11 protein-coding genes are annotated in these 14250 nt (G+C 45.6%); 7 read left to right on the top strand and 4 right to left on the bottom strand.

Going from position 1 to position 14250, the window contains the following annotated elements:
• Positions 1-35: 35 nt before the first annotated feature.
• From NSB03_RS09735 to rodA, 7 genes are all read left to right on the top strand, one after another.
• On the top strand, positions 36-2072 hold the full coding sequence (locus NSB03_RS09735) for a M13 family metallopeptidase (protein ID WP_257466358.1): 2037 nt from the start codon (positions 36-38) through the stop codon (positions 2070-2072).
• Between the two features lie 151 nt (positions 2073-2223).
• The gene (gene purH, locus NSB03_RS09730) at positions 2224-3747 is read left to right on the top strand and encodes a bifunctional phosphoribosylaminoimidazolecarboxamide formyltransferase/IMP cyclohydrolase (RefSeq protein WP_024986962.1); all 1524 of its coding nucleotides are present in this window, start codon (positions 2224-2226) and stop codon (positions 3745-3747) included.
• 16 nt (positions 3748-3763) lie between these two features.
• Positions 3764-4786, top strand: a complete 1023-nt coding sequence (locus NSB03_RS09725; protein ID WP_121767219.1) for a rod shape-determining protein — start codon at positions 3764-3766, stop codon at positions 4784-4786.
• A 7-nt stretch (positions 4787-4793) separates the two neighbouring features.
• Entirely contained in the window at positions 4794-5639 is an 846-nt protein-coding gene (mreC, locus tag NSB03_RS09720; protein WP_024986963.1) for a rod shape-determining protein MreC, read from the top strand.
• Positions 5636-6133: a rod shape-determining protein MreD gene (mreD, locus tag NSB03_RS09715; protein ID WP_024986964.1), complete on the top strand. Its 498-nt coding sequence runs from the start codon at positions 5636-5638 to the stop codon at positions 6131-6133. Before mreC ends, mreD begins: the two co-directional genes overlap by 4 nt.
• 2 nt (positions 6134-6135) lie before the next feature.
• Positions 6136-7998 carry a penicillin-binding protein 2 gene (gene mrdA, locus NSB03_RS09710; RefSeq protein WP_135039098.1) on the top strand — a complete coding sequence of 621 codons (1863 nt, stop codon included), beginning with the start codon at positions 6136-6138 and terminating at the stop codon, positions 7996-7998.
• A complete protein-coding gene (gene rodA, locus NSB03_RS09705; protein ID WP_024986965.1) occupies positions 7979-9436 on the top strand; it encodes a rod shape-determining protein RodA in 1458 nt (485 codons plus the stop codon). Before mrdA ends, rodA begins: the two co-directional genes overlap by 20 nt.
• A gap of 8 nt (positions 9437-9444) precedes the next feature.
• On the opposite strand, the gene gldH is transcribed toward rodA, so the two are convergent.
• The 4 genes from gldH to metF are packed head-to-tail and all read right to left on the bottom strand — an operon-like array spanning position 9445 to position 13555.
• Complete coding sequence (gldH, locus tag NSB03_RS09700; RefSeq protein WP_024986966.1) at positions 9445-9930, bottom strand: gliding motility lipoprotein GldH; 486 nt, start codon at positions 9928-9930, stop codon at positions 9445-9447.
• A complete protein-coding gene (locus tag NSB03_RS09695) occupies positions 9908-11461 on the bottom strand; it encodes a PSP1 domain-containing protein (protein WP_257466357.1) in 1554 nt (517 codons plus the stop codon). Before NSB03_RS09695 ends, gldH begins: the two co-directional genes overlap by 23 nt.
• 14 nt (positions 11462-11475) lie before the next feature.
• Entirely contained in the window at positions 11476-12600 is a 1125-nt protein-coding gene (locus NSB03_RS09690; protein WP_024986967.1) for a DNA polymerase III subunit, read from the bottom strand.
• A gap of 1 nt (position 12601) precedes the next feature.
• Positions 12602-13555: a methylenetetrahydrofolate reductase [NAD(P)H] gene (gene metF, locus NSB03_RS09685; protein WP_257466356.1), complete on the bottom strand. Its 954-nt coding sequence runs from the start codon at positions 13553-13555 to the stop codon at positions 12602-12604.
• Positions 13556-14250: the final 695 nt, after the last annotated feature.

Genomic DNA, 14250 nt, shown 5'->3' with positions numbered 1-14250 from the left:
GATAGCATGATAATTCTATAATTATTATATTGAATATGAAAGTAACCAAGTATTTACCAATTCTTGCCGTATGCCTTATGACAACAGGATGTAACAGTAAGAAAGAGGCCGTGCTGACGTCCGGTATCGACCTTGCTAATCTGGATACCACGGCTATGCCGGGTACAAGTTTTTATCAATATGCCTGTGGAGGTTGGATAAAAGACCATCCGCTGACAGACGAATATTCACGTTTCGGAACATTCGACATGTTGCGCGAAAACAGCCGCGAGCAATTGAAAGCACTGATTGCCGAACTGGCTGCGAAGACAGATAACGCTCCGGGCAGTGCCGCTCAAAAAGTGGGCGACCTTTACAACATCGCAATGGATAGCGTGAAGCTGAACCAGGAAGGTGTAGCTCCGATTAAGGCTGAACTGGAAGCTATCGACGCACTCAAGGATAAGAACGAAATCTATGCATATATTGCTGAGAGCCAGAAGAAAGGCATCCGTCCTTACTTCACCATGTTTGTAAGTGCGGATGATATGAACAGTTCCATGAATATGGTGCAGACCTATCAGGGCGGTATCGGAATGGGACAGCGTGACTATTATCTGGAGGATGACGAGCAGACTAAAAATATCCGTAATAAATATCAGGAACATATCGCCAAAATGTTCCAGCTGGCAGGTTATGATGAGGCTACTGCACAGAAAGCTGTGAAAGCGGTGATGAATATCGAAACCCGCCTGGCGAAAGCCGCTCGTTCACAAGTGGAATTGCGTGACCCTCATGCCAACTATAACAAGATGGATAGGGCGACGTTGAAAAAGAACTTTCCTACTTTTGACTGGGATACTTATTTCACCGTTTCCGGTTTGAAAGATTTGGAAGAAGTAAACATTGGTCAGCCTGCTGCCATGAAGGAAGTAGCCGATGTGATTAATACCGTATCACTGGACGATCAGAAACTGTACCTCCAATGGGGATTGATAGATGCCGCCGCTTCTTACCTGAGCGACGATTTTGAAGCACAAAACTTCGACTTCTACAGCCGGACAATGTCTGGCAAGAAAGAAATGCAACCTCGCTGGAAACGTTCCGTGAGCACTGTAGATGGTGTACTTGGCGAAGTGGTAGGACAGATGTATGTAGAGAAGTACTTCCCGGCTGCCGCCAAAGAACGTATGGTTACATTGGTGAAGAACCTGCAAACTTCTTTAGGAGAACGTATCAAAGGTCTGGAATGGATGAGTGAGCCGACCAAGGAGAAAGCTTTGGAAAAACTGGCTACCTTCCATGTAAAGATAGGTTACCCGGATAAATGGAAAGATTACTCCGCACTGGAGATTAAAAACGATTCTTACTGGGCAAACATCGAACGTGCCAGCCAATGGGATTACAATGAAATGATTGCCAAAGCCGGCAAGCCGGTCGACAAGGAAGAATGGCTGATGACACCGCAAACTGTCAACGCATACTATAACCCGACTACCAACGAAATCTGCTTCCCCGCAGCCATCCTGCAACCGCCATTCTTTGACATGAATGCAGATGACGCGATGAACTACGGTGCTATCGGAGTCGTTATCGGACATGAAATGACGCACGGATTCGACGACCAGGGACGTCAATATGACAAAGACGGAAACTTGAAAGACTGGTGGACGGAAGAAGACGCTAAGAAGTTTGAAGAACGGGCACAGGTGATGGTTAACTTCTTTGACAGTATCGAAGTGGCTCCGGGCGTACAGGCTAACGGTCAATTGACCTTGGGAGAAAACATTGCCGACCACGGCGGTCTGCAAGTTTCCTACCAGGCATTCAAGAACGCGACAGCTGCCGCACCGCTGGAAATCGTTGACGGATTTACTCCGGAACAACGTTTCTTCCTGGCTTACGCTAATGTGTGGGCAGGAAATATCCGTCCGGAAGAAATTCTCCGATTAACCAAACTCGACCCTCACTCGTTAGGCAAATGGCGTGTAGACGGTGCACTTCCTCAAATCGGAACATGGTATGAAGCATTTCATATTACCGAGCAAGACCCGATGTTCGTTCCTAAAGACAAACGTGTGTCTATCTGGTAATAGTTTTTGAATAGAAACCAGCTTTGCGAAGAAGCGTTGATTTTTCATATAGAAGAGTCAACGCTTTTTTTTATTAATTCACACCTTATTTATTACGTACGATAAACAATATTTCGTAACTTTGCACATCAAATACTTAATAAGCAATTCAATGTCAGAGTCTAAAAGAATAAAAACAGCATTGGTATCTGTATACCACAAAGAAGGTTTGGACGAAATTATTACCAAACTTCATGAAGAGGGAGTAGAGTTTCTGTCAACAGGCGGGACTCGCCAGTTTATTGAATCATTGGGATATCCCTGTAAGGCGGTGGAAGATTTGACTACTTACCCTTCTATCCTCGGTGGTCGGGTAAAGACATTACATCCGAAAATCTTCGGAGGTATCCTTTGCCGTCGCGGACTGGAACAGGATATGCAACAGATTGAGAAATATGAAATTCCCGAGATAGATTTGGTAATTGTTGACTTGTATCCGTTCGAAGCTACCGTAGCTTCCGGTGCATCTGAAGCAGACATTATTGAAAAAATCGATATAGGCGGAATCTCTCTGATTCGTGCCGCAGCCAAGAACTATAATGATGTAATCATCGTAGCTTCTCAAGCTCAATACAAACCATTGTTGGATATGTTGATGGAGCACGGTGCCACTTCTTCACTTGAAGAACGCCGCTGGATGGCCAAAGAAGCGTTTGCCGTTTCTTCCCACTACGACTCGGCTATCTTCAATTATTTCGATGCCGGCGAAGGCTCTGCTTTCCGTTGTTCAGTGAACAATCAAAAGCAACTCCGTTACGGTGAAAACCCGCATCAGAAAGGTTATTTCTACGGAAATCTGGAAGCAATGTTCGACCAGATTCACGGAAAAGAAATCTCTTATAATAATCTTCTCGACATCAACGCGGCCGTTGACTTGATTGACGAATTCGATGACCTTACTTTCGCTATTCTGAAACATAACAATGCTTGTGGTCTGGCTTCACGCCCTACCGTATTGGAAGCATGGAAAGACGCATTGGCAGGTGACCCGGTTTCTGCTTTCGGCGGCGTGCTGATTACCAACGGTGTTATCGACCAGGAAGCAGCCGAAGAAATCAACAAGATTTTCTTCGAAGTGATTATAGCACCGGATTATGATGTGGATGCACTCGAAATCCTGGGACAGAAAAAGAACCGCATCATCCTCGTCCGCAAGGAAGCCAAATTGCCGAAGAAGCAATTCCGTGCCTTGTTGAACGGCGTGTTGGTGCAGGATAAAGATACTAATATTGAAACGGTAGCCGACCTGAAAACCGTGACAGACAAAGCTCCTACTCCGGAAGAAGTGGAAGATATGTTGTTTGCCAACAAAATTGTGAAGAACAGCAAGTCCAACGCCATTGTATTGGCAAAAGGCAAACAGCTTCTTGCAAGCGGTGTAGGACAGACTTCACGTGTAGACGCATTGAAACAAGCAATTGAAAAAGCTAAATCATTTGGTTTCGACCTGAATGGTGCAGTGATGGCTTCGGATGCCTTCTTCCCCTTCCCCGACTGTGTGGAAATTGCGGATAAGGAAGGTGTTACGGCTGTTATCCAACCGGGAGGTTCGGTAAAAGACGACCTGTCATTTGCTTATTGCAATGAGCACGGTATGGCGATGGTGACTACTGGTATCCGTCATTTTAAACACTAAAAAATAAGAATTAAGAATGGGATTGTTTTCTTTTACACAAGAAATTGCGATGGACTTGGGTACAGCCAATACCATCATCATCACGAATGGAAAGATCGTGGTGGATGAGCCTTCGGTTGTAGCTTTGGACCGCCGTACTGATAAGATGATTGCCGTTGGGGAAAAGGCGAAGTTGATGCATGAAAAGACCCACGAAAACATACGTACCATCCGTCCGTTGAGGGACGGTGTAATTGCCGACTTCTATGCTTGCGAGCAGATGATGCGTGGTCTGATTAAGCGGGTGAATACCCGCAACCACTTGTTTTCACCCTCTCTCCGTATGGTGATTGGTGTTCCTTCGGGAAGTACGGAAGTCGAACTCCGTGCTGTCCGTGACTCTGCCGAACATGCCGGCGGACGTGACGTTTATCTGATTTTCGAACCGATGGCTGCGGCAATCGGTATCGGTATCGATGTGGAAGCGCCGGAAGGGAACATGATCGTTGATATAGGTGGCGGTTCAACGGAAATTGCTGTAATTTCTTTAGGCGGTATCGTATCCAACAACTCCATCCGTGTTGCCGGTGATGACCTGACCGCAGATATTCGCGAATACATGAGCCGTCAGCACAATGTGAAAGTCGGCGAGCGTATGGCGGAACGTATCAAGATAAACGTAGGGGCAGCCTTGACCGAATTGGGCGAAGGTGCTCCCGAAGATTATATCGTTCGCGGTCCGAACCGTATCACGGCTCTTCCGATGGAAGTACCCGTATGCTATCAGGAAGTGGCTCACTGTCTGGAGAAATCAATTTCGAAGATTGAAACAGCTATTCTGAGCGCATTGGAGAGCACTCCGCCCGAACTCTATGCGGATATTGTGCACAATGGTATTTATCTTTCCGGTGGCGGTGCATTGCTTCGTGGATTGGACAAGCGGTTGACTGATAAGATCAATATTCCTTTCCACATTGCGGAAGACCCTTTGCACGCTGTTGCCAAAGGTACAGGAGTTGCGTTAAAGAATGTAGACCGTTTCTCCTTCTTAATGAGATAAGTCAGGGATGAGGAATTTAATAAACTTCCTTCTGAAATACAATTACTGGTTTCTCTTTATCATATTAGAGGTAGCCAGTTTTGTTTTGTTATTTCGGTTCAACCGCTATCAGCAGAGTAGCTATTTTACTTCTGCCAATACGGTTGTGGGGGCGGTTTATGAAGTCTCGGGAGGTATTTCCTCTTATTTTCATCTGAAATCGGTCAATGAAGACTTGCTGGACCGCAACATGCTGCTTGAACAGCAAATCACAAACCTGGAGAAAGCGTTGAAAGAACGTCAGGTCGATTCGGTGACAGTCAGCAGTATCCGCCAAATGCCGCAGAATGATTACCAACTGTTTAAGGCGCATGTGATAAAGAACAGTCTGACACAGCCTGATAACTACATTACCCTTGATAAGGGTTCTTCTTCCGGCATCCGTCCCGAGATGGGAGTGGTAGACGGCAATGGTATTGTAGGTATTGTGTATGAGACATCTCCGTCCTATTCGGTCGTGATTTCTGTGTTGAACAGCAAGTCCAATATAAGTTGTAAGATAATAGGCAGTGATTACTTCGGTTATCTGAAGTGGGAGCACGGGGATTCGCGCTACGCCTATCTGAAAGACCTGCCCCGCCATGCGGAATTCAATTTGGGAGATACAGTAGTGACCAGTGGTTTCTCAACCGTATTCCCGGAGGGTATCATGGTAGGTACGGTAGATGACATGGCCGACTCCAACGACGGACTATCCTATCTGTTGAAAATCAAGCTGGCTACCGATTTCGGAAAACTCAGCGATGTGCGTGTAGTAGCCCGCAACGGCCAGGAGGAACAGATGAAACTTGAAAACAAGGCAACGAAACAATGATTATCACCTATATACATAGAATCGGATGGTTTATCGGCTTGGTACTTCTTCAGGTGCTTATCCTGAATAACGTGCATATAGCGGGATACGCTACCCCCTTTCTCTATATTTACTTTATACTGAAGTTCAGCTCCGGCACTTCACGGAATGAACTGATGCTGTGGGCTTTCTTTTTCGGACTTACCGTCGACGTATTTGCCGATACTCCGGGAATGAATGCGGCTGCCACGGTGTTGTTTGCTTTTCTGCGCCCTTCGTTGCTGCGTCTGTTTACTCCCCGTGACAACCTGGACAGCTTCATCCCTTCTTTCAAGACAATAGGAATCACTCCTTTCCTGAAATATACTACTGCAAGTGTTTTTGTGCATAGCTTGGCACTACTCTTTATTGAGTTTTTCTCGTTTTCCAGCATTTGGCTGTTGCTGTTGCGGGTGCTGATCTGCACCATTCTGACTGTAACTTGTATTGTGGCTGTTGAAGGTATAAGGAAGTAAAGATGGCAAAAGATTATAGATTAGAGAAACGCAAATTTGTTATCGGCGGCATTGCTCTGTCCATTGTCCTGATTTATCTGGTACGGCTTTTCGTATTGCAGATTACAACGGATGACTATAAGAAGAATGCCGACAGTAATGCTTTTTTTAATAAGATACAGTATCCCTCGCGCGGAGCTATCTACGACCGTTCAGGTAAACTGCTGGTATTCAACCAGCCTGCCTATGATATTTCGATTGTCCCGAAGGAAGTCGAGAATTTGGATACGCTTGACCTGTGCCAGTCACTGAATATCACCCGTGCCCAATTCCTGAAGATTATGAGCGATATGAAAGACCGTCGCCGCAATCCGGGGTATTCCCGCTATACCAACCAGTTATTCATGTCGCAGCTTTCGGCAGAAGAATGTGGTGTCTTTCAGGAAAAGCTGTTTAAATTCCGTGGCTTTTATGTCCAGCGGCGTACAATTCGTCAATATTCCTACAATGCCGCCGCACACGCTTTGGGAGATATCGGAGAGGTTTCTGCCAAAGAAATGGAAGCGGATGAGGATGGATACTACACTCGTGGCGATTATGTCGGCAAGTTGGGGGTGGAGAAATCATATGAAAAGTATCTGCGTGGAGAGAAAGGAATTGAAATCTTGCTGCGTGATGCGCACGGCCGTATCCAAGGACATTATATGGATGGCGAATACGACCGTCCTTCCGTCCCCGGTAAGAATCTGACATTAAGCCTGGATATTGATTTGCAGATTTTGGGCGAACGTTTATTGAAGAATAAAATTGGAAGTATCGTTGCCATCGAACCGGAAACCGGTGAAATCCTCTGTCTGGTATCTTCTCCGAACTACGACCCGCATCTGATGATTGGCCGTCAGCGCGGTAAAAACCATCTGATGTTGCAGCGCGACAAGATGAAGCCTCTGCTGAACCGTGCTTTGATGGGAGTTTACCCGCCGGGGTCTACCTTTAAGACTGCACAAGGCTTGACCTTTCTGCAAGAAGGCATTATCACCGAGCAAAGTCCGACTTTCCCCTGTTCGCGTGGTTTCCATTATGGCAGGCTGACAGTAGGTTGCCATGCTCACGGAGCACCGATTCCGTTGATACCGGCTATCGCTACATCGTGCAACTCCTACTTCTGTTGGGGGCTGTTCCGTATGTTCGGCGATCGTAAATACGGCTCACCGCAAAATGCTATTACCGTTTGGAAAGACCACATGGTTTCGCAAGGATTCGGTTACAAGCTGGGAGTTGACTTGCCGGGGGAGAAACGTGGATTAATCCCAAATGCCCAATTTTATGATAAAGCCTACCGCGGACATTGGAACGGACTGACAGTAATCAGTATCTCTATCGGACAGGGAGAAATCTTGTCTACTCCTCTTCAGATAGCCAACCTGGGGGCGACGATTGCCAACAGGGGATATTTCGTCACACCGCATATCGTGAAGGAAATCCAGGATAACCAGATAGACAGCCTCTATCGTACCCCACGCTATACCACTATTGAGAAGAGACATTACGAATCGGTGGTGGAAGGTATGCGTGCCGCCGCTACGGGCGGTACTTGCCGGATGCTTTCCATGATGGTGCCGGATTTGGAAGCCTGTGGAAAAACGGGTACTGCGCAGAACCGCGGACACGACCACTCGGTATTTATGGGCTTTGCGCCGATGAACAAACCGAAGATTGCTATTGCCGTCTATGTAGAGAACGGCGGATGGGGCGCTACATACGGAGTTCCTTTCGGGGCACTGATGATGGAGCAGTATTTGAAAGGCAAGCTCTCGCCGGAGAACGAATTGAGGGCGGAAGAATTTAGTAACAGAGTGATATTATATGGTAACGAGGAACGATAGTTTGTGGAAAACGCTGGACTGGGTAACGATTTGCATTTATCTGCTCCTGATTGTCGGCGGATGGTTTAGCGTCTGCGGAGCGAGCTATGACTATGGCGAACGCGACTTCCTCGACTTTTCTACCCGTGCCGGAAAACAGTTCGTATGGATTATCTGTTCGTTCGGGTTAGGCTTTGTACTGCTGATGTTGGAAGACCGGATGTATGATATGTTCGCGTACATTATATATATAGGGATGATTCTCTTGCTTATCGTCACTATCTTTATTGCGCCGGACACAAAAGGTTCGCGTTCCTGGCTCGTCATGGGGCCTGTCAGTCTTCAACCCGCCGAGTTTGCCAAATTCGCCACTGCCTTGGCGTTGGCAAAATACATGAACGCCTACTCATTCAGCATCAAGAAGGAAAAGTGTGCTTTGATTCTTGGACTGATTATTCTTCTTCCGATGATGCTGATTATCGGTCAGCGGGAAACCGGTTCCGCGTTGGTATATCTTGCCTTTTTCCTGGTTCTCTACCGGGAAGGAATGCCGGGTGTGGTACTCTTTGCCGGAGTATGCGCGGTGATTTATTTTGTGGTCGGCATCCGTTTTGACGAAGTGTTTATAGCTGATACTCCCACGCCATTGGGAGAGTTCGTCGTATTGCTCCTAGTCTTATTGTTTGCCGGAGGCATGGTATGGATATATCGTAAGAAAGCCGTGCCTACCCGCAACATCATTGGCGGAAGCCTGGGGGGATTATTAATCGCCTATCTGATATCCGAATACTGGGTACATTTCAGCTTGGTTTGGGTGCAATGGGGGCTTTGTGCGGCGGCGATAGGTTACTTGATTTATCTGGCGTTAAGTGAACGGCAACGCACCTATTTTTTGATAGCCTTGTTCACCATCGGCTCCATCGGATTTCTGTATTCCAGTAACTATGTCTTTGACAATGTATTGGAACCTCATCAGCAAATCCGTATCAAGGTAGTGTTGGGCTTGGAAGAAGATTTGATAGGTGCGGGATATAATGTGAACCAATCCAAGATTGCCATCGGCTCCGGCGGGCTGACTGGAAAAGGTTTCCTGAATGGCACGCAAACCAAATTGAAGTATGTGCCCGAACAAGACACTGACTTTATCTTCTGTACGGTAGGAGAGGAGCAAGGCTTTGTCGGTTCGGCTGCCGTCCTGATAGCTTTTCTTATTCTGATTTTGCGGTTGATATTCCTGTCCGAACGACAACCCTCTACTTTCGGGCGAGTCTATGGTTACTCCGTCGTCAGCATTTTTCTCTTTCACCTATTTATTAATGTCGGTATGGTGCTGGGATTGACCCCGGTTATCGGTATCCCGTTGCCGTTCTTCAGTTACGGTGGATCTTCTTTGTGGGGCTTTACGATATTGCTGTTTATTTTCCTGCGTTTGGATGCAGGGCGGGGAAGAAGGCTTTAGGAGAACTTTTAATTCTCTATGTGTTGTTTCTCAATCCGTATGCCTATGTCATTCATTCCTTGCAATTTCTCGTCTTTCATTCCGCTCGTTACCTTAATGGTATAATTGCCCGGATGCAAAGGACGGACGGATTTGACAAATGTTTCTGTCTGATAAACGCTTCCCCATCCTTTCCCTATCCATCTGCCAGTGGAATCGGCAAGGCTGATGGCGATAGTATCGGTATGCCACACCGTAGAATCCAACATATTCTGAGAAATGAATAAGTGCAAGTCATGATAAGGATAATCTGTCCTGTTGCGGACTTCTGCGAATAACCGGAAAACGGTAGGAAGACTATCAGTGACAGGAATAAGAAAAGAGAGTGTATCACTCTTTCCCCATCCTTCATTGGGAAGGGATTGGTAAGAGTGATACACTGTATTCTCGTTGTTACAGGCTGCTAAACAAGCAGCGAACAGACAAAATAAACTATTTCTGAGAAGGCTTTTCATTATTATTCTGCGGTTTCTCCTGATTCGGATTTCTTTCTGGTCTTTCTCCTCTCTCCGGTCTGGGACGACGTTCCTGCCCTTGTGGACGCTCGGGTCTATCCTGGTCCTGGTTCTGCTGTCTATCCAGATTCTGCTGTCTATCCTGGTTTCTGGGTCTTTCCTGATTTTGAGAACGTTCTTGATTCTGCGGACGCTCTTGGCCTTGCGGACGTTCCGGGCGTCTGTTTTCGTTATTCCGTCCTTGATTCTGTCCCCTGTTCCGATTATTGTTATTGTTGTTTCTCGGCCGGTTTTCTCTTTCCCCTCTGTTACCGTTTTCTGATGGCTGCGAGCGGTTATCGTTTTCTCGTTGAGGTTGTTGCGGACGATTCTCCCCTCCTGCTTGTTGTTGCGAGCGGTTATTATTGTTGTTATTTCCTTTTTTCTTCTTTTTGTTATTCCGGTTTCCGTTGTTGCCGCTGTCCTTATTATTCCGGCTACGGTCAAAACGGGTGACACTTTCCTGTTCAAGCAAATCCACCGGTTTCTTCGGTTCCGGCTTTCTTTCTTCTTCGACCAGGCTGTCCGGTTTCACCCCTTTTCTATTCATTGAGATAATCTCGAACGCACGTTTGCCGCTAATCGTCACCAGGTTTGCCGGGAAACTTTTATCTGTAGAATAAGAAATCTGATTGCTCAGAATATCTGCTTTGAAGAAATAGAAGGTGCCGTCCTTCGTTTCCAATTCAATTTCCTTGGAAGGCAGGCGTTTCTGAGCTTCCACATAGCAGTCCACCTCATAGTTCAGACAGCATTTCAATTTCGCACACTGTCCGGCAAGTTTCTGAGGATTCAATGAAATATCCTGATAACGGGCTGCACTGGTAGATACCGATACGAAACTCGTCATCCACGTAGCGCAGCAAAGCTCGCGTCCGCAAGGACCGATACCTCCGATACGTCCCGCTTCCTGGCGCGCACCAATCTGCTTCATTTCGATACGTACACGAAACACTTCTGCCAATACCTTAATCAGTTGGCGGAAATCTACACGCTCGTCCGCAATATAATAGAAGATAGCCTTGTTGCCGTCTCCCTGATACTCCACATCTCCGATTTTCATGTTCAGGCTCAGATTCAAAGCAATCTGACGCGCACGAATCATCGTAGCATGCTCCTTACCTTTGGCTTCGTTGAATTTCTCCATATCCACCGGTTTGGCTTTCCGGTAAACACGCTTGATTTCCGTATCTGCCTTGAAGTTTGCTTTCTTCATTTGCAGCGGAACGAGCCGGCCGGTCAATGTAACCACTCCGATGTCATGACCGGGAGCCGCTTCAACGGCAACAATATCCCCCTTTTCCAGTTTGATTTTGTTGCTGTTGCGGTAATACCCTTTTCGAGTATTCTTAAATTGTACTTCCACCATGTCATTCTCTTCCGCATTGCCCGGAATGTCCGCCAGCCAATCATAGGTGTTCAGTTTCTTATCTTGTCGGGAGCACCCTTTGCAGCAAAGGCCGCCGCTCCCATTATGAAGTTTATATTCCATAGTTTATATATTTATTATTGCTTCAACAGTACAATCATCTTCAGCGAGAAGTCGAAGAATACCATCTTGGCATTTACATTCTGTTCTATATGTAGTTGCGCTTCGCTTAATTCGTCCATGATGCCTATCACATTCCGTTCGTTGACAAAGGGGGCAAAGCGGGTTGCAAAATTCTGTTCATTAATCGTCATATACGTCAGGTCGCGTTGGTGCAGGTTGAAGATAAAATTCTCCCGGATCATGCGTTGGCAATATTCCAGGAAGTTCTTCTGACGCTCACGTCCCATGCCCGCCACTTGCTCGCTCCACATTTTCATCTCCCTGAGTTTCCGTTGGTAAGACAATCGCATCAGGCTGACAAACAAGTCAAAAAACAATTGGTTCTCTTCATTCAGATGAATCGTTTCGAGTGCCTTGATAAAATTCCCGTTTGCCAGATGGGCAATGGAAATACTGTCGGCAGGCAAAATGTTATATTTCGTCTGTAATACCCGGTCGATGCTGGCTTCATCAATCTTCCGTACATTCATGCGCTGGGTACGGCTTAGGATAGTGGGCAGAATCATGTCCGGTGCTTCCGATACTAATAAGAAAACCGTTTTCTCGGGCGGTTCCTCAAGCAACTTCAGCAGTTTGTTGGCGCATACCGGATGCATCTTTTCCGGCAGCCATACAATCGTAATCTTATGTCCCCCTTCACTGGATTTCAGGCTAAGTTTTTTTAGGATTTCGTCACTCTCTTTGGCGTAAATCAATGCCTGTGAGTTTTCCGCATCCATCTCTCCCAACCAGTGATTGAGGTTAAAGTAAGGATGATTGATAACAAACGGCCGCCAGTCGGCAATATAATCATCGCATACTTCCTTTTTCCCTTTTGTGCTTTTCACGATAGGGAATACGAAATGGACGTCGGGATGCACCAATTTATTGAATTTCACGCAGGACGGACACGTTCCGCAGGCATCAGTCTTTCCCCGATTAGTGCAACTGATGTAACGTGCGTATGCAATAGCCAACGGCATTTTCCCGACCCCTTCCGGTCCGCAAATCAGCTGGGCATGTGGAATACGCCCCTCATTCACTTCCTGAATGAGCCGTTGCTTGATTTCTTCTTGTCCGATTACGTCTCTGAAAAACATATCAATAAATGATTTTGGCTACTTCTTTGATACTGTCTACTGCTCCGATAGAGTAGAAATGAATACTCGGCACTCCATGAGCCATCAACTCCTTGCACTGGGATACACACCATTCGATGCCTACCTGCTCGGCTTCCGCGTCATTCTTGCACTTCAACGCTTCTTTCACCAACTCTTCCGGCAAATCCACTTTGAAAGTCTTTGGAACCATGCTTAGTTGAGACAGTTTCTTGAACGGCTTGATTCCCGGAATGATAGGTATATTGATACCTGCCGCCTTGGCGTGCTCCACAAACTCAAAATATTTCCTGTTATCGTAGAACAACTGTGTCACGGCATATTCCGCTCCGTTCTCCACTTTTTTCTTCAGCCAGTAAAGGTCTGTCTCGATATTAGGTGCTTCTTCGTGCTTCTCCGGATAACAAGCCACCCCGTATGAAAACGGCGTATTGCTGACTTTCATCTCCGAACCATCCACAAAAATGCCTTTATTGAAATTATTGATTTGTTCCTGCAACTCGATAGCATGATGATAACCGTCGCCTTCCGGTGTAAATGCCGACTCATGTTTCGCTTTGTCACCACGCAATACCAGCAATTCTGTGATATTCAGGAATTGCAGGTCGAGCAGCACATACTCGGTTTCTTCACGTGTGAATCCGCTGCACAATATATGCGGAACTACTGTAATATTGTATTTATTCTGAATGGCGGCAGCCACGGCAACCGTTCCCGGACGCCTTCTCAAGCGGTTTCTCTGAAACAATCCGTTACCGAGGTCTTTATACACGTATTCGCTGCGGTGGGTAGTGATATTGATATATTTCGGGTCAAATTCCCGAAGCGTATCGATTGTCTGATATAACTTTTCTATTCCCGTTCCTTTCAGCGGTGGAAGTATCTCGAAAGAAAAAGCGGTTTTCTTGTTGCTATGTATTAAATCAATTACTTTCATTCTTTTTTTGCTAATGTTCGTTATCTACTTGGATTAAACGTGCATATTGGGACAAAAATACGAAAAAAGAAAGATTTCTTCTTTATTTACTCTAAAATAGTTTTGTTTTATCGTATTATTATAGATAAAAGAGGAAATATCCCCTATAGGATATGCCCTCTCTTATCTAATCATTGTTATATCAGAATTTATTTTTCGATGCAGAAGTTTTTTCTTATCTATGCAAGCGTAAATAAGGCCGAGTCCTCTCTTCGTAAGAACTGAATATAGATACAACAGATCTTGTAGAGAAAATACGGATAAAATAGTAGCAACTTCCACAAAAGTTTTTCTCTCTTGTTGTTTCAAGATAAAGGGCTTTTCTGTATGCAATATGCCTTACGTTTGCCCTGCTTGGCCCTGGCTTTGGAAGACTTTTACACTAGAATAAAAAAAGCAAAAACATTTCTCATATTCTCATAGTAACGCATATTTGCCTGATTACTAAATGTATAAGGAATGAGAATAAAATTGTTTACATGCATTTCTCATGGTTTTATCAAGAAAACACGCTTAAAACAATGCATTTCTCATACCATTACCGGCATTTCTCATACATCAAAAACAGTATTCCTATAGTCTGATCATTAACACTTAATAGACTGTAGCAAAACTGCCGCTCATTTTTATTATAACTAACTGACAACCAAAGATTA

Origin of the sequence: Bacteroides acidifaciens (genome assembly GCF_024623065.1) — a bacterium.
Lineage (GTDB): Bacteria > Bacteroidota > Bacteroidia > Bacteroidales > Bacteroidaceae > Bacteroides > Bacteroides acidifaciens.
Note: the sequence above shows the minus strand (reverse complement) of the source record. Positions and strands in the feature narration are given on the sequence as shown.